The sequence below is a fragment of the Arenimonas fontis genome (genome assembly GCF_008386465.1).
Taxonomy (GTDB): domain Bacteria; phylum Pseudomonadota; class Gammaproteobacteria; order Xanthomonadales; family Xanthomonadaceae; genus Arenimonas; species Arenimonas fontis.
This window is the reverse complement of record NZ_VUOD01000003.1, coordinates 263,512-280,925: the sequence shown is the minus strand read 5'-3', so window position 1 is coordinate 280,925 and position 17,414 is coordinate 263,512. Positions and strand designations below refer to the sequence as shown.

Annotated in this window: 9 protein-coding genes; all 9 read left to right on the top strand. The window is 70.5% G+C overall.

The window, feature by feature from the left end:
- Position 1: 1 nt before the first annotated feature.
- On the top strand, positions 2-946 hold the full coding sequence (locus F0415_RS12770; protein ID WP_149860209.1) for an OmpA family protein: 945 nt from the start codon (positions 2-4) through the stop codon (positions 944-946).
- A 268-nt stretch (positions 947-1,214) separates the two neighbouring features.
- A complete protein-coding gene (locus F0415_RS05560; RefSeq protein WP_149860298.1) occupies positions 1,215-1,433 on the top strand; it encodes an HP1242/YdcH family protein in 219 nt (72 codons plus the stop codon).
- A 142-nt stretch (positions 1,434-1,575) separates the two neighbouring features.
- Entirely contained in the window at positions 1,576-2,946 is a 1,371-nt protein-coding gene (locus F0415_RS05555; protein WP_149860208.1) for a pyridoxal-phosphate dependent enzyme, read from the top strand.
- Positions 2,947-2,968: 22 nt separating this feature from the next.
- Positions 2,969-4,132 (top strand): cystathionine gamma-synthase, encoded by a 1,164-nt coding sequence (locus F0415_RS05550; protein ID WP_149860207.1) that lies wholly within the window; start codon positions 2,969-2,971, stop codon positions 4,130-4,132.
- A complete protein-coding gene (locus F0415_RS05545) occupies positions 4,129-4,950 on the top strand; it encodes an ABC transporter permease (RefSeq protein ID WP_149860206.1) in 822 nt (273 codons plus the stop codon). Before F0415_RS05550 ends, F0415_RS05545 begins: the two co-directional genes overlap by 4 nt.
- A gap of 9 nt (positions 4,951-4,959) precedes the next feature.
- Positions 4,960-5,787 (top strand): ABC transporter ATP-binding protein, encoded by an 828-nt coding sequence (locus F0415_RS05540; protein ID WP_149860205.1) that lies wholly within the window; start codon positions 4,960-4,962, stop codon positions 5,785-5,787.
- Entirely contained in the window at positions 5,777-8,464 is a 2,688-nt protein-coding gene (gene wecC, locus F0415_RS05535) for a UDP-N-acetyl-D-mannosamine dehydrogenase (RefSeq protein WP_149860204.1), read from the top strand. Before F0415_RS05540 ends, wecC begins: the two co-directional genes overlap by 11 nt.
- A 16-nt stretch (positions 8,465-8,480) precedes the next feature.
- Positions 8,481-14,825 (top strand): glycosyltransferase, encoded by a 6,345-nt coding sequence (locus F0415_RS05530; RefSeq protein ID WP_188310300.1) that lies wholly within the window; start codon positions 8,481-8,483, stop codon positions 14,823-14,825.
- Positions 14,825-17,404, top strand: a complete 2,580-nt coding sequence (locus F0415_RS05525) for a heparinase II/III domain-containing protein (RefSeq protein ID WP_149860202.1) — start codon at positions 14,825-14,827, stop codon at positions 17,402-17,404. The genes F0415_RS05530 and F0415_RS05525 overlap by 1 nt, the downstream gene beginning before the upstream one ends.
- Positions 17,405-17,414: the final 10 nt, after the last annotated feature.

Sequence of the window (17,414 nt, the reverse complement as noted above, 5' to 3'; positions counted from 1 at the left end):
CATGCGCCGGAATCCCTGGTCTTCCCTGCTGTTGGCCCTGGGTCTGGCCCTGACCGCGCCGATGGCGCCGGCGGCGCCCAGCGAACACGAACAGGCCGTGGCCGGCCTGCGCGCCGAGCTTGGCAGCCTGGACGGCGATCCCTCCCTGGCCAGCCTGGGGCGGGTCGAGCGCCTGAAGGCCCGCCAAGCCCTGGATGCGGCCGCCGGGGCCAAACGCAGCGATCGTGAGCACGCCCTGGCCTTGGCCAGGACCCGGATCCAGATTGCCCGGCTGGCCGCCGAAGCCGAGCTGTACGAGCAGCAGGCCGCCCAGCTCGACCGCGAGCGTGACCAGATCCTGCTGGAAGCCAGTCGCCGCGAGGCCGAGCGCGTGCGGATGGAAAACGAGCGGCTGCGCCTGGCCGCCCTGGCCCGCGAGGAAGCCCTGCAGCGCGAACTGGAGCGCACCGAAGCCGAACGCGAGGCGGCGGTGAAGGCCGCCGCCGCCGAAGCCGAACAGGCGCGCAAGCTGGCCGCCGCCCGCGCCCGCGAGGCCGAGCTGGCCCGCAAGGAGGCCGAGCTGGCGGCGGCGGTGATGGAGGCGGCACCGCCGCCGTCCCGCCGGGAGGGCGGCCGCACCGTCTACACCCTGGCCGGCAATGCCTTCGCCAGCGGCAGCGCCACCCTGACCGCCGCGGCCCAGGCCAGCCTGTACGCGCTGGCGGCACAGCTGCCGGGCAGCGGCGCCATCACGGTCGAAGGCCATACCGACAGCCAGGGCGGGGAGGCCGCCAACCTGGCCCTGTCGCGGCGCCGGGCCGAGGCGGTTCGGCGGCTGCTGGAACAGGCCGGCATCGCCTCCGGCCGGATCACCGCGGTGGGCAAGGGGCAGGCCGAACCGGTGGCCGACAACGGCACCGCCGAGGGCCGCGCCCGGAACCGGCGGGTGGAGATCATCGTCGAGTAAATGTCTTTTTAATCAATCGCTTGAAGGCGGGCTTGCGGGCCCTGGAGCAGGGGAGTAGCTTCGGAGTCCCGGGGCCTCCCGACGCCCCCGGGATACACGAGCCAGGCCGATGAAAGCAGACCTCGCCCCCGCCGAGTCCACCCCCTCGAAGACCGAGGCGGGCGGGCCGATGGGGGGCGCCGCCCGCGAAAGCGACCTGACCTTTGTCTTCAATCCGTACGCCCTGGCCCCGGCCGGGGCGTTCGCGTTTCCGGAGGAGGTCAAACCGATGTTTGAAGGGCAACCACAGCACGAACTCGACGCGCTGATGAAGAGCGATCCGGAATTCCGGCAGCTCTACCACCGGCACCGGGAGCTGGACAAACAGGTCCTGGATGCCGAGCTGGGCGTCCTGCCCGTGGACGACGCCACGCTGGCGCGGATGAAGAAGGAAAAGCTGTACGCCAAGGACCGTTTGACGCGGATGTTCGCGCAACGGCATCACTGATGGTTCCCGCCGGACGGCGGCGGCCTCCCTCGTCGGGCCGTCGCCGTCCGAGCACTTCCCCGCTCCGCGCGGATGTCGGGTACCGGCCGGACTGGTAGAATCCGCGGCCCTTCCAGGCGGTTTCCGCCCGTCCCAGCCCCCCATGCCGATCCACCAGAACGTCCTCGAGCTCATCGGCGAAACTCCCATCGTCAAGGCCCAGCACCTGGACACCGGGCCCTGCGAGCTGTACCTGAAGCTGGAATGCATGAACCCGGGCGGGTCCATCAAGGACCGCATCGGCCTGCGCATGATCGAGGCCGCCGAGGCCCGCGGCGACATCCGGCCCGGCGCCACCCTGGTCGAGGGCACCGCCGGCAACACCGGCATCGGCTTGGCCCTGGTGGCCCGGCAAAAGGGCTACCGCCTGGTCCTGGTGGTTCCCGACAAGATGAGCCGGGAAAAGATATTCAACCTGCGCGCCATGGGCGCCGAGGTCATCCTGACCCGCTCGGACGTGGCCAAGGGCCACCCGGACTATTACCAGGACATGGCCGAGCGCATCGCCCGGGAAACCCCGGGCGGCTACTTCATCAACCAGTTCGGCAACCCGGACAATCCCGCCACCCATGAAGAGGTGACAGGTCCGGAAATCTGGCGGCAGATGGACGGCCGGCTGGACGCCATCGTCTTCGGCTGCGGCAGCTCCGGCACCATGACCGGCCTGTCGCGGTACTTCGCCCGGGTGGCGCCGCAGCTGGAACTGGTGCTGGCCGACCCGGTCGGTTCGATCCTGGCCCAGTACATCAACGAGGGCGTGCTCAGCAGCAAGTCCGGCACCTGGCTGGTGGAGGGCATCGGCGAGGACTTCCTGCCCTCGATCTCCGACTTCAGCCGGGTGAAGAAGGCCTATGCCATTTCCGACAGGGAAAGCTTCCTGGCCGGCCGCGAGCTGCTGATGAAGGAGGGCATCCTCGGCGGCAGTTCCACCGGCACCCTGCTGGCGGCCGCGCTGAAGTACTGCCGCGGGCAGACCGCGCCGAAGAAGGTGCTGACCCTGGTCTGCGACACCGGCAACAAGTACCTCTCGAAGATGTACAACGACTACTGGATGCTGGACCAGGGCTTCCTGGACCGGCCCCGTTACGGCGACCTGCGCGACCTGATCATGCGGCCCTACGCCCAGCGCGACACCGTGGTGGTGGGCCCGAACGACACCCTGCACGTGGCCTGGCAGCGCATGAAGATGTACGACGTCTCGCAGCTGCCGGTGATGGACGGCGAGAACATCGTCGGCATTCTCGACGAATCCGACGTGCTGCTGCATGTCTACGGCCAGGAAGAGCGCTTCCGCGACCCGGTGGCCACCGCCATGGTCAGCAAGCTGGACGTGCTGGAGGTGACCGCGCCGATGGAGGCGCTGCTGCCGGTGTTCGATCGCGGTCACGTGGCCATCGTCATGGACGGTTCGCGTTTCCTTGGCCTGATCACCCGCATCGACCTGTTGAACTATCTGCGTCGGCGCGCCGGCTGAGCCGCCGCCCTAAGGAACGGACATGAGCGAGCACGACAAGCACGGCCTGGGCACCCGGGCCATCCACGCCGGCCAGTCGCCCGACCCGAGCACGGGCGCGGTGATGACGCCGATCTACGCTACCTCGACCTACGTGCAGTCCAGCCCGGGCGTGCACCAGGGCTTCGAATACAGCCGCAGCCACAACCCGACCCGTTTCGCCTACGAGCGCTGCGTGGCGGCGCTGGAAGGCGGCAGCCGCGGCTACGCCTTCGCCAGCGGCCTGGCCGCGACCGCCACCGTGCTGGACGCCCTGGACAGCGGCAGCCACGTCATCTGCATGGACGACGTCTACGGCGGCACCTTCCGCCTGTTCGAGCGGGTACGCCGGCGCAGCGCCGGGCTGGATTTCAGCTTCATAGACCTCAACGACATGGCGGCGCTGGAAGCGGCGGTGAAGCCCAACACCCGCCTGGTTTGGTGCGAGACGCCCACCAACCCGTTGCTGAAGATCGTGGACATCGCCCGCCTGGCCGAGTTCTGCCGCAAGCGCGGCATCCTGCTGGCGGTAGACAACACCTTCAGCTCGCCGATCCTGCAGCGGCCGCTGGAACATGGCGCCCACCTGGTGATGCATTCGGCCACCAAGTACCTCAACGGCCACAGCGACATCGTCGGCGGCATGGTGGTGGTCGGCGACGACGCCGAGCTGGCCGAGAAGCTGAGCTTCCTGCAGAACGCCGTCGGCGGCGTCCAGGGCCCCTTCGACAGCTTCCTGGCCCTGCGCGGCCTCAAGACCCTGCACCTGCGCATGAAGGCGCACTGCGAAAACGCCCAGGCCCTGGCCGAATGGCTGCAGAGGCACCCGGCCGTGGAGCGGGTGATCTACCCCGGTCTGGCTTCGCACCCGCAGCACGCGCTGGCCAGGCGGCAGATGGACGGCTTCGGCGGCATGGTGACGTTGCTGCTCAAGGGCGGCTTCGAGGCGGCGAAGCGCTTCTGCGAGCGCACCGAACTGTTCGCGCTGGCCGAGTCCCTGGGTGGCGTCGAAAGCCTGGTCAACCATCCGGCGGTGATGACCCACGCCTCGGTGCCGCCGGAGCGCCGCGCCCAGCTCGGCATCGGCGACAACCTGGTGCGCCTGAGCGTCGGCGTCGAGGACCTGGCCGACCTGCGGGCGGAGCTGGAGGAGGCGCTGGCCGGATGAACGCGGGCGGCACCTATCGTTCCGACCAGGGACCGGCGCTGCTGGCCCACCTGTGGCAGAGCCTGCGCCGGCCGGAGTACTGGGCCTATTCCAGCTGGCTGGAGATCACCACCAAGTACCGGCGCACCAGCCTCGGCCTGCTCTGGCTGGCGCTGCCGGTGGCACTGTTCGTGCTGGTGTTGGGCAATGTCTATTCGCACCTGATGAGCTATCCGCTGGAGCGCTACCTGCCCTACCTGGCGGTGGGCTACGTGACCTGGCGGTTCATGATCCAGGTCGTCACCGACGTCGCCGGTGCCCTGCCGTCGCACAAGGCCAACATCATGGAAGGCCGGATCCGGCTGACCGATTTCATCTTGGTGTCGTTCTCCAAGGCGTTCTTTCACCTGTTTTTCGGCGGCGCAGTGGTGGTGGCGGTGCTGATGTGGTCGCCCGAAACCCATCTCGGGCACCTCTGGACCCTGCTGCTGAGCTTTCCGCTGTTGCTGCTCAACCTGGGCTGGATCGCCGTTTGCATCGCCCTGATCGGAGCCCGCTTCCGCGATACCCAGGAACTGATCGGCGCCGTGCTGATGCTGGGCTTCCTGCTGACGCCGATACTCTGGCAGGTGGACCGGTTTCCTCCGGACACGCTGCGCGGCAGCCTGGTGCGTTTCAATCCGGCATTCCATCTGCTGGAAGTAGTGCGCGCGCCCCTGCTTGGCGGCCATCCGGAGACGGCTTCCATTCTGGTGGTCTGCCTGCTGGCGGCGGCCGGTTGGGCGCTCACCATCCTGCTGTATCGGCGTTATGCCCGATATGTGCCACTGTGGGTCTGAGGGCGGGAGATGAGCAGCTACATCCTTGCCCAAGGCGTAGGACTGGACGTGCCCAACTACGTCACGGCGGACCGCTCCGCCAAGTCCTTCCTGAGCACCTTGCTGGCGGCGGCGACCTCGCGGCCGCACCGGGAGTTCCGCACCATCCTCGAGGACGTAAGCCTGGAGGCCCGCGAGGGCGATCGCGTGGCCCTGCTAGGCCGCAACGGCGCCGGCAAGACCACGCTGCTGCGCGTGCTCTCCGGTGCCTTCCAGCCCACCCGCGGTACGGTCGAAGTGCGCGGTTCGCGTCAGGCCCTGCTGAATCTCGGCCTGGGTTTCCACCAGGAAGCGACGGTCCGCGAGAACGTCTTCCTGCGCGCCGCCGCCATGGGCCTGTCCGGGCGGGAAACGGCCGGGCTGCTGCCGTCCATTCTCGAGTTCTCCGGCCTGGAGAGCTGCGCCAACCATCGCCTGGCGGTGCTGTCGTCCGGCCAGCGGATGCGGCTGGGTTTCGCCATCTCCACCAGCGTGCAGCACGACATCATGCTGATGGACGAGTGGTTCGGCGCCGGCGACGCCGAGTTCGTGGACAAGGCCAGGGCGCGCATGACCGATCGCGTCCGCGGCAGCAAGATCGTGGTCCTGGCCAGCCACAACTTCCAGATGCTGCGCGAGGTCTGCAATCTGGGCCTGGTGCTGGACTTCGGCCGCGTCGTGCACTTTGGCCCGATCCGTGAGGCCATAGACGCCTACAAGGCGATCTACCAGTCCACGCCCGAGTACCGTGCCCGGCGTGCCCGCCAGGCCGTCACGCGCCGGCTGGCGGCAGGGGAAGGGGGCGGCGATGGCGGATGAGAAGCCGCTGCGCCTCCTGGTGGTCGCTTACGAATTTCCGCCCAGCCCGTCCCCGCAATCGCTGCGCTGGTCCTATCTGACCCGCGAACTGGTGGCGCTGGGCCACGACGTGCACGTGCTGGCCCCCGACCATCCCGCCGACGGTCTGGGCTTGCCGGCCATTCCACCCGGACTGACCGTGCACCGCTGTTTTGCCGGTCCGCTGATGGGCTTTCTGGCGGCGCGCGCGCGCAGGCGACGGCGCAGCGCCGGCCCGCCGGCGGAACCGCAGGGGCAGGGTGGCGCTGCGGTTGCGGCCGAGGTCGAACTCAACTGGAAGGGCAGGCTCTGGCATGCCGGCCTGAACTGGAAGGGCCGGATGTTCTTGCGCGCGCAGCGGCTGATGGAATGGCTGCTGTTCCCCGACCTGCGCGGCGAATGGAAGCCTTGGGCGAAGCGGCGCATGCAGGCCCTGCTCGATGAGATCCGGCCCGACGTGGTGATCAGCTCGCACGAGCCGGCCACGACCCTGGAGCTCGGCCTGATGGCTGCCCGCCGGGGAGTGCGCTGGGTCGCCGATTTGGGTGATCCGGTGCTGGCGCCGTACACGCCACGACGCTGGCACCGCCGCGCCGAGGCGCTGGAACGCGAGGTCTGCGCGCGCGCCGAATGCGTGCTGGTCACCACCGATCGGGCGGCGGCGCTGCTGGCAAGGCGCCACGGCCTGCCGGCCGACCGCTGCGCGGTGCTCACCCAGGGATACGACCCGGCCCCGGCGCTGCCGCCGGACGGCCCGCAGGACCCGAGGTTCGATACCGGCCGGCTGGAGTTGCTCTACACCGGCAGCTTCTACGGGTTCCGCCGGCACGACGCTCTGATGGAGGCGGTGCTGGCGACGCCGGGCACGCGCCTGAACATCGCCTCGGTGAAGGTGCCGGACGACATCGCCGAGGTCGCTCGGCGTTCGCCGGGCGCGATCCGCCTGCTGGGCTTCATGCCGCACCTGCGGGCGCTCAAGGCGCAGCGGGCTGTGGACGTACTGGTTAACATCGCCAACGACGATCCCTGCCAGGTGCCGGGCAAGCTGTACGAGTACCTGGGCGCGCGCAAGCCGATCCTGCATCTGTGCCCCGATCCGGCCGATCCGGCCGACGCCGCGGCCGCCTTGCTGGCCGGTACCGGGCATGGCGTTGCCTGCCGCAACGATGCCAGGGACATCGCCCGCGTCCTGCGCGCCTGGCGGGACCTCAAGCAGGCCGGCGGCACTGTTCCGTTCGTGCCGACTCCCGACGCGGCCGCCGGCCATGCCTGGCCGGCCATCGCCGCGCGACTGGATGCGATAATCCGCGCCCGGCACCGGCCGGAGGCGGGATCGGAACGTACGCCTCCCCCATCGACCGCACCGAGGAACGACAAGAGAATGAGCATGCGACGCGACGCCCCGCCCTCCGGATCGGAGATCGCCAGCCTGGCAGTGATCGGCCTGGGCTACATCGGCCTGCCCACCGCCGCCATGTTCGCCGCCAGCGGTCTGCGGGTATACGGCGTGGACATCAGCCAGCGGGCCGTGGACAGCGTCAATCAGGGCCGCGCGCACATCGAGGAGGGCGATCTGGACGCGCTGGTCGAGCGCGGGGTGAAGGAGGGCCGGCTCAGCGCCCACCTGGATCCCCAGCCTGCCGACGCCTTCATCATCGCGGTGCCGACGCCGGTCGGGCACGACGAAAATCACGCGCCCGACGTCAGTTACGTCGAGGCCGCCGGCCGCTCGCTGGCGCCGGTGCTGAAGAAGGGTGACCTGGTCATTCTCGAATCCACCTCGCCGGTGGGCACCACCGGCATGCTGGCGCGAGTGATGGCCGAGCTTCGTCCCGACCTGGCGTTCCCGGGCGGCGATCGTGGTCCCGATGTCCACCTGGCCTATTGTCCCGAGCGCATCATCCCCGGGCAGATGCTGCGCGAGCTCGTGGACAACGACCGCATCATCGGCGGCATGACGCCGGAGTGCGCGAAGCGCGCCGCCGGCCTCTACCAGCGCTTCGTCAAGGGCGAGTGCCTGCTGACCGACGACCGCACCGCGGAGATGGTCAAGCTGACCGAGAACGCGTACCGCGACGTCAACATCGCCTTCGCCAACGAGCTGTCCATGATCTGCGACAGGCTCGGCATCGACGCCTGGGACGTGATCGGCTTCGCCAACCGGCATCCGCGCGTGTCCATCCTCAACCCGGGGCCGGGCGTGGGCGGCCACTGCATCGCCGTGGATCCCTGGTTCATCGTCGCCAGCGCGCCGGAGCAGGCCCGGCTGATCCGCCAGGCGCGCGAGGTCAACGACCACAAGCCGCTGCATGTGATCGCCAAGGTGGAGCAGGCGCTGGCCGGGCGGCCCGATGCCCGCATCGCCTGCCTGGGTCTGACCTACAAGCCGGACGTGGACGACTTCCGCGAGAGCCCGGCCCTGCAGATCGCCCGCACCCTCAGCGAGCGCTACCCGGGTCGCGTGCTTTGCGCCGATCCCTTCGAGGCGGCGCTGCCGCACGCCGGCCTGGGGGAGCTCGATCTGCAGCTGGTGCCGGCCGAGGAGGCGGTGCAGTCCGCGGACATCGTCCTGTTGCTGGTCGGCCACAAGGCGTTCAGGCGGTTGGCGCCGGGCGCTGGCAAGCAGGTGATGGACACCGTCGGCCTGTGGCGCCGGTGAGCGGCCGACGGCCCTGATGGCGATGAAGAACCCCGCACCGCCGCCGCAAGGGTCCGACCGGGCGGCCGATACCCGCGATGCCGCCCGCGATGCCGCGCACGAAGCCGACCTGGCACGGATGCGCCGTGCCCTGGCCGACATCGCCTACCGCCTCGGCCTGCACGAGAACAGCGCAGTCCGGGAACTGGGCGCCCTGCAGGTGGACGCGCTGCGTTCCCTGCGCGGCCTGCTCGCGGTGCCCAGGCGCCTGCTCGGCGTGGCCCGCCGCTTCCGCCGCGGTGCCGGCCCCGGCCACATCCCGGACGAAAGGCTGGAGGCGATGGCGGACGCCGCCTGCGCGACCTACGCGCGCGAGGGTTTCGTCGCCGCCGACGTCGAGGTCAGCTCGCTCTACCTGACGGTGGAGCAACGGGCGCGCGTCTATACCGAACTGGCCAAGCGGGTGTTCCCGCTCGGCCCGCGCGATGCCTGCCGCTACGGCCAGATCGCCGATGCCCTCGAGCCCAGACCCTACCGGACGCTCTGGCTGGCGTTCCTCAGGTTCGATGCCGGCGAGCTCGACGAGGCGCTGGCGACCCTGGAGCGCCTGCCGCCCGATCATCCGCTAAGCGACGAGGAGCGGGAAAAGGCGGCCCAGCTGCGCGCCTTGGTCAGGTTGCGCCATCGCCTGCCGGTGGTGCCGCCGCGGGCACCGGCGGCGGCGCGTGACCGCGAGGGCGTGCTCTACGTCGCCGCCTCGGCTCTGCCCAACCACGTCAGCGGCTATACCCTGCGCACGCAGGCGCTGCTGCAGGCGCTGCGCGGCAAGGGCCTGCAGGTGGCCTGCCTGACCCGGCCCGGCTACCCGGCCGACCGCCCGGATCGCGGGCCCGGCCCGCTGGACCCGGTGAACGTGGACGGCATTGATTACCTGCGCGCGCCCGGCAGCCGCCAGCTCAGCCCGCCGGACGAGTACATCAGCCGCGCCGCTGCCGCCATCGAGGAGGTGCTGCGTGAACGTCGCGTCGCCGTCGTCCACGCCGCCTCCAACTACGAGAACGCACTGCCGGCGCTGATCGCCGCCCGCCGCTGCGGCCTGCCCTTCGTTTATGAAGTGCGCGGGCTCTGGGAATACACCGCCGCCAGCCGCATGCCGGGTTACGAGCAGGAGCAGCGCTTCGCCCTCGAACGCGATCTGGAGACCCTGGTGGCGCGCCAGGCCGACCACGTGCTGGCCATCAACGAGGAGCTCGCGGCCGAGCTGCGGCAGCGTGGCGTGCCGGCCGAGCGGATCTCGCTGGCGCCCAACGCCGCGTATCCCGATGAACGCCCGCTGCCCGATCCGGACATGAGGCGCTCGCTGGGCCTGCCGGAGCAGGCCTTCGTGGTCGGCTTCGCCGGTTCCCTGACCCGTTACGAAGGTCTGGACGACCTGCTGCGCGCACTGGCGATCGTCGCCGACGAGGTTCCGCAGTTGCACGTGTTGCTGGTCGGCGGCGGCGAGTCGAAGGCAGAGCTCGAGGCGCTGGCGCGGGAGCTGGGGCTGGAGGCGCGCGTGCATTTCGCCGGCCGGGTCGAACCGGCGCGGGTGCGCGCGCACCTGGCGCTCTGCGACTGCGTGGCCTTGCCGCGCAAGCCGGTGAGGGTCTGCGAGCTGGTCACGCCACTCAAACCGCTGGAAGCGATGGCCATGGGCCTGCCGCTGTTGGTGTCCAACGTGGCCCCGCTGCGCCGCCTGGTCGAGGACGGCAGCACTGGCCGGATTCACGCGGCGGGCGACCCGGATGCGCTGGCCCGCTGTCTGGCGGATCTGGCGGCGCAGCCCGACCTGGCCCGCCGCATGGGCGAAGCGGCACGGCGCAAGTTGCTTGCCGAACGCGGTTGGGACCGGGTTGCTGACGAAGTGGCGGTCGTGTATCGCATATTGCGGGACCAGTCGGCGACCGAGGGCACAGGCGCCCCGGCCGCGATGCCGGGCCCGCGCAGCGGCTTCTCCGACGGGTTGCGCGCGCTGCGGGTGGCGGCGGTGATGGACGAGTTCACCCAGGCCTGCTTCGAGCCGGAGTGCCAGCTCACGCCGCTGGGCATTGATACCTGGAAGGCGCAGATGGATGCCTGCCAGCCGCACCTGCTGCTGGTGGAGTCGGCCTGGAAGGGCTATCGCGGCGAGTGGGAGAAGAAGGTGCCCCAGTGCAGCAACGAACTGCGCGAACTGGTGGCCTACTGCCGCGCTCGTGGCATCCCTACCGCCTTCTGGAACAAGGAGGACCCGGTCCATTACGCCCTCTTCCTGCGCGCGGCCTCGCTGTTCGACGTGGTGTTCACCACCGACATGGACAGGATCAAGGCCTACCGGGAGGACCTTGGCCACTCCCGGGTGCACCTGCTGCCCTTCGCGGCGCAGCCGCGCGTGCACCACCCGATCGAGCGCTACCCGCGCAAGGATGCTTTCTGCTTTGCCGGCTCCTACTACGCCAAGTACCCGGAGCGGCGCGCCGATTTCGACATGCTGGTGGATGCCGCCCTGGCCTTCCGGCCGGTGGAGATCTACGACCGCAACCACGGTTCCGGCGATCCGGGACTGAGCTTCCCGGAGCGCTACCAGCCGATGATCCAGGGCTCGCTGCCCTTCTCGGAGATTGACCGGGCCTACAAGGGCTATCGGTACGCAATCACCATCAATACGGTCAAGCAGTCGCAGAGCATGTTCGCGCGGCGCGCTTTCGAACTGCTGGCCTGCAACACCCTCACCATCAGCAACTACTCGCGCGGTCTCAGGACCATGCTCGGCGAGCTGGTACCCTCCGCCGGCGATGCCGGCCCGCTGCGCGAGCGGCTGGCCGATCTGCTTTCCGACGAGCAACGCCTGCGCCGGTTCCGCCTGGCGGGCTTGCGCAAGGTGCTTTCCGAGCATACCTACGCGCATCGGCTGGCCTGGTTGGCGGGCCGTGCCCTGGGCGAGCGTCTGCAGGCCGACCGGGCCCGTGTGCTGGCCCTGGCTCACGTCGCCGATCAGGCGGAGGTGGAAGCCGCCCTGCGGGTCTTCGACGCCCAGCGCTGGCCGGAGAAGCGCCTGGTGCTGGTCGCCGCCGAAGGTTTCGTGCCCGAGACTCCGCCCGGGCGGCGCGACCTGAGCCTGGTCGGCGCCGCCCAGGCGCGCACGCTGGCGCCTGCCGCCGCCTGGCCGGGATGCTGGCTGGCCAGGCTGGACGGCAGGGACCACTACGGGCCGAACTACCTCACCGACCTGGCCCTGGGCACCGCGTACGCGAAGGCCGACGCCCTGGCCAAGCGCAGTCATTACCGCCTCGTTTCCGGGCTGCCGGTGCTGGGCGAAGACGGCGCCCAGTACCGGCCGGCCGCCGCAGCGCCGCTGAGACAGGCGCTGGTGCGCTGCGAGGCCCTGGCCGGGCGCGTGTTGGCCGAGTTGCTGGACGGCGACGCCCCGGTCGGCGACCTGGAGATCCTCGCCACCGACGAGTTCAACTATTGCCGGGACGGCGCCGGCGCGGCGGTCGCCGCCGTCGTGGACGACCTGCCCCTGGACACCGGGCTGGCGATGGACGCACTGCTGGAGCGCGGCGGGGCCCGTTTCGCCGGCGACGCGCCGGCAGGCGACCGTGCCGACCGCGACGAGGCCGAGCTGGCCTTCCTGCGTGCGCTCTTCCCACCCTCCAGCCATGCCGAAGGCCGGCTGCATGTCCGCCATTCCGGCGACCGGGTGCTGGTCAGTTCGCGCCTGGACGACGGCAAACACGGTTACGTGTATGCCTGTCGGCAGTTCCGGCCGGAGGAGCTGGCGGAGGACGGGGCCGCGCGTTTCCACCTGCGCACCTCGGCCGGGTTGTACGTGAACGTGGCCTTGGTGTTCATGAATGCCAACCGCGAGCGGCTGTCGCATGCCATCGTTTCTTCCGACACCAATCAGGCCATCCCGCTGCCGCCCGGCACCGAGTGGATCAAGCTGGGCCTGCGGGTCATCGGCGCCGGCGACACCGAGCTGCTGGCCCTGGTGCGCGGCGCGGTCTCGCCGGCCCTGGAGCAGATAGCCGGGCGCGGCCAGGCCCTGCTGCTGACCAAGGACTACCCGCGCTACGACAACCTGTACCGCTACGGCTTCGTGCACCGGCGTGTGCTCGCCTACGGCGCCGCCGGCACCCGCGTGGACGTGTTCCGCTTCAGCAACCAGGCGCTGGAGTTCAGCGAGTTCCAGGGCGTGGACGTGGTGGCCGGTCAGGCCGAACACCTGGACCTGCTGGTATCCGGCAACGATTACCGCTGCCTGCTGGTGCACGCCATGGATCCGCAGATGTGGGAGGCGGTGAAGCCGCTGCTGGACCGCATCCGGGTGGTGGTCTGGGTGCATGGCGCCGAGATCCAGCCCTGGTACCGGCGCAGCTTCAACTTCCCCACCGCCCAGGAACAGGAGCGGGCCCGGCAGGGCTGGGAACGGCGGCGGGCAATGTGGATGGACATGCTCGCGCATCCGCATCCCAACCTTCGCCTGGTCTTCGTGTCCAGGCACCTGGCGCACGAGGCGCTGCGCGACCTGGGCGTGCAGGTGCCGCCGGCGCAGCTGGCGGTGATCCCGAACTTCGTGGACGGCGAGCTGTTCCGCTACCGGCCGAAAACGGCGGAACACCGCCTGCGCATCCTTTCCATCCGGCCCTTCGCCTCCGCCGCCTACGGCAACGACCTCGGCGTCGCCGCCATCCTGGAGCTCTCGCGCGAACCCTTCTTCGGCGAGCTGTCCTTCCACCTCATCGGCGACGGCCCGCTGTTCGAGCAGACGGTGGCGCCGCTGCGCGACTTCCCGAACGTGCGCCTGGAGCAGCGTTTCCTGTCGCAGCAGGAGATCGCCGCACTGCATGCCGACTACGGCATCTTCCTGGTGCCCTCGCGCATGGACAGCCAGGGCGTTTCCCGCGACGAGGCCATGGCCTCGGGTCTGGTGCCGGTGACCAACCGGGTGGCGGCGATTCCCGAGTTCGTGGACGAGGGCTGCGCCTGGCTGGCGGGCCCGGAGGACGCACATGGCCTGGCCGAGGGCATCCGGACGCTTTACCGCGACCCGGACCGTTTCCTGGCGATGTCGGCCGCCGCCGCCGCCCAGGCGCGCCGCCTGTCCGGTCACGAGGCCACTATCGCCAGGGAGCTGGTGCTGATCGCCGGCGGGACATTGCCGCCGCCGATTCCGGAGCCGACGCCGGTGCGCCGGCGCCTGGCCCTCTACGGCGACGTCAACCTGAACGTCACCGACGGTTCGGCGGTCTGGGCGGCATCGCTGGCGCAGGTGCTGGCCGGGCAGCCCGGCGTGCACGCCACGCTGTACCTGAAGGCGCGCGTGCGCTCGCCACATCTGATCGCGCCCTTGCTGTCGATCGAAAGCCTGCGCCTGGCGGAACCGGACATCGAGGCACACCAGGCCCTGACGCCGGACGAGGCCCTGGACAGGATCGAGGCCGACGACATCCGCTGGCGTCATGACGCCGTGGTGCTGCGCGGCTTCGAACTTTGCCATCGCGCCGCGCGGCGACCGTCGCTGGCCGGCCGCCTCTGGGTCTACATCACCGACCTTCCGCAGCGCGCCGAGGACGTGTCCGGAGACCTCCTCGCCCGCCTGCGCGACATCGCGACGGCCGCGTCGGTGCTGCTGTGCCAGACCCCGCAGTTCCGCGACTACCTGGAACGCCTGTTGCCGGAGGCACGGGGCAAGACCCGCCTGCTGCCGCCGATGATTCCTGAGCTGGCGGCGACGCTGCTTGCCGCGCCGCCCGCGGCGGACGCTGCCGCCGGCGGCGATCGGCCGCTGCGTCTGGCCTATGCCGGCAAGTTCGCACCCCTGTGGGGCATCCGCGAACTGTTCGCCGCCCATCGCCGCCTGCGCGAAGAAGGTCTGGCCCTGGAGCTGCACGCCTGGGGCGACAAGATCCACAACCCGCCCGAGGATCCGGCCTTCCGCGATGAGGTGCGCACGGCCCTGCGCGAGCTGCCCGACCTGCACTGGCACGGCGCGAGCGAACGGGAAGCGCTGCTGCGCGAACTGGCCGGCATGGATGTGGGCTGGGCCTGGCGCCATCCAAGCCTCGAGGCGCACACGCACGAGCTGTCCACCAAGGTGCTGGAGTACGCCCTCTGCGGCGTGCCGCCGATCCTGGCCGGCAACGCCGTCAACCGCGAGGTCTTCGGCGAGGCCTACCCGCTGTACGCCGACAGCGAGGCCGAGGCCCTGGCCCTGCTGCGCCGGCTGGCGCGCGAGCCGGCACTGCGGCGCGAGGCGCGGCAACGGGTGCGCGAGGTGGCGAAGCGCTTCACCTTCGAGGCGGTACGCCGCTCGCTGGTGGCACAAGGGCTGCTGCCCGGCGGTTCCGGGGAGGCGTGATGGACGGGAACGCCGGACTGCCGGAAGCGCTGCGCCAGCGCGTCCTGGCCATCAGGAGCAATCCTTCTGCCGCCCGCGCCGGGCGTCGGCTGGTGCAGGAGAACCTGTACCAGTTTCGTGGCTTTCCCCCGGTAACGCTGGACCTGTTCAGGGACTGGACTGCCGATCCGCTCGGACATCGCAGCTGGCAATGGCAGATCGCCTCGTTCAACTTCATGCCCTGGCTGATCGCCTACGATGCGGCGTCCGCCGACGTTCGGGCGATGGCGCATGCGCTGGAGGCGGTGCGGTCCTGGTCGGCACGCTTCGCCGACGGCGATGACGGCTTCGAGTTCGCCTGGCACGACCACGCCACGGCGATGCGCGCGCTGAACGCGCTGTGGCTGCTCTGCCACCTGCGCCTGGACGCGCGCATGCCGGAAGCGCAGGCCATGTTGGAGGCCTTCCTGGCCCGGCACGCCGACCGGCTGGCCGAGGAAGGCATGTACACCCGGCACACCAACCACGGCATAGACCAATCGCGCGTGCTGGGCCTGCTGGGCCTCGCCCTGGCCGGCCGGCCCGGTGCCGGTCGCTGGCTGGAAACGGCGATGGCGCGGCTCGCCGGTGAACTGGAGTTCGCCTTCGGCGCCGACGGCGTGCACGTGGAAAACAGCCCGGCCTACCACCAGTTCGTCGGCAACCTGTTCGACGAGATCGCATCGGCCTTCACGCCGGAACAGCTCGGCCCGCTGGGCCCGGCCCTGGAGAGGACCCTGCCCAGGGCGCTGGAGTACATGGCCTGGATCGTGCGCCCCGACGGTCTGTTGCCGGCGATCGGCGACACCGAGCAGCGCCCGGCCGGCAACGTCTTCCGCCGCCTGGCCGGCACGCCGGCGCACCGCCGCCTGGACTGGGTGACCAGCGGCGGCCGCGAGGGCGAGAGGCCCGAGGGCTGGCTGCGCGCCTTCGAGGACGGCGGCTATCTGGTGGCGCGCAGCGACTGGTCGGCTGGCGAGCCGCCGGCGTCGGCCTTCCATCTGGTGTTGCGCAGCGGCTTCCGCTCGCGCTACCACCGGCACGACGACGACCTGTCACTGTGCCTGTACTGGGGTGGCGACTGGCTGCTCGATTCGGGCATGTTCAACTACGTCGAACACGAGCCGGTACGTCGTTACCTGCGCTCGAAGTGGGCGCACAACGTGCCGGTGCCGGAGGGTTTCGATCCGGACTGGAAGCGGCCGGCCTCGGATGCCGAGGGCGGACTGAAGTTGCTGGAGTCGGGCGAGGCGCATGCCCTGGCGGAAGCGTGGTCGGCCTCCTGGCCTGGCTTCCGTGCCCGGCGGCGGCTGAGGCTGGATCTGGCCCAGCGCCGCTTCGAGGTGGAAGACAGTCTGGAACCGGAAGGCGAGACCGGGGTGGAGTCTGCGAAAGGTTTCCTGTCGCTCTGGCATGTGCCAGCGGACAAGGAGATCGTGATTGGCGAAGGCCAGGCCCGCCTGCTCGACCTGGCGGCCGGTCGCGAGTTGCGCATCGAGGTGTTGGACGGCGCTTGCGAGGGCATCCGCCTGCTCGATCCCGGCTTGCCGGGCCAGGCCGGCGCGGTGGCCTCGCGCGAGACCAACCAGCTGGAGCCCGCCCAGCTGCTGGCCTTCCGTTTTCCCGGACCGGCGCTGCGGGCGCGGCTCGGGCTTAGGCTGATCGACCACCGCGGCGCTGAGCGGCTCGATCCGGAGGAGCTCGGCCGGCAGCTTTTCCGTAGCTACTGCCGCAACCCGGATGCGTGGTGGCCGGAAGATGTCAGGAAGGCGCCGGAGCGGGTGACAGCGGCCCGCGACCTGCACCTGCGCCGCCGCGATGGCGATCCCGCGCGGCTGGCCGAGGAACTGCATGCGCTGGCCGTGCTCCGCCAGCGCAGCCGGCGGCCGACGGTCTACCTCACCGGTACCGGCGGCGCGGTCGCCAGCTGGCTGGAAGGACTGCTGACGCGCGCCGCCGGAATGGTGGGCGCCAGTTGGATCGGCGTGCCTGGACCACTGGTCCGCAAGGCGCTGACGCTGCCGGCCCGTGACCGGGCCATCCTGCTGGATGCCGTGCATCTGCTTTACGCCGGCAGCGAAGGCCAGGACCCGCTGCGGGCGAACGTAGTGCGCGTCGAGCCACTGGTCCGCGAGGACCTTTCGCTCGGCATCGAGCCGCAGGCCGTGCTGGCGCTGATCTGCGGCGATCCGGTCGAGCACTGCCTGCGCCAGCTGCCGCGGAGCGAGATGGGCAGCGCGGAGGTGCCGGAACCGTTGACGGCGCGCCTGGAAAGTGTGGCCCTGCGGACCGAGCGCATCCTGCGCTGGGCGCTGCGTCAGCGCTTCGCGCTGCGATTCACGCCCGCGCAGGTGCTCCGGGATCCGGCCGCGGCGGTGGCGGCGATCTGCAAGATCGCCGGCGCGCCCCTGGATACGGACCGCCTGCGGCGGGTCGTCGCCCAGCGGGCGGCGCACGCGCCCGGACTGCCGCCGGTCTCGACCGACGCCTTGCCGGAGGCGCTGCTCGACGGCCTGCGGGCCCGCTTCGCGCCCTACGCCTCTCTCTGGACCCAGGATTGAAGCGTCGCCC

Coding starts and splice junctions, on each gene's coding strand:
- F0415_RS12770 (WP_149860209.1), top strand. CDS start 2: ATGCGCCGGAATCCCTGGTCTTCCCTGCTGTTGGCCCTGGGTCTGGCC.
- F0415_RS05560 (WP_149860298.1), top strand. CDS start 1,215: ATGTTTGAAGGGCAACCACAGCACGAACTCGACGCGCTGATGAAGAGC.
- F0415_RS05555 (WP_149860208.1), top strand. CDS start 1,576: ATGCCGATCCACCAGAACGTCCTCGAGCTCATCGGCGAAACTCCCATC.
- F0415_RS05550 (WP_149860207.1), top strand. CDS start 2,969: ATGAGCGAGCACGACAAGCACGGCCTGGGCACCCGGGCCATCCACGCC.
- F0415_RS05545 (WP_149860206.1), top strand. CDS start 4,129: ATGAACGCGGGCGGCACCTATCGTTCCGACCAGGGACCGGCGCTGCTG.
- F0415_RS05540 (WP_149860205.1), top strand. CDS start 4,960: ATGAGCAGCTACATCCTTGCCCAAGGCGTAGGACTGGACGTGCCCAAC.
- wecC (WP_149860204.1), top strand. CDS start 5,777: ATGGCGGATGAGAAGCCGCTGCGCCTCCTGGTGGTCGCTTACGAATTT.
- F0415_RS05530 (WP_188310300.1), top strand. CDS start 8,481: ATGGCGATGAAGAACCCCGCACCGCCGCCGCAAGGGTCCGACCGGGCG.
- F0415_RS05525 (WP_149860202.1), top strand. CDS start 14,825: ATGGACGGGAACGCCGGACTGCCGGAAGCGCTGCGCCAGCGCGTCCTG.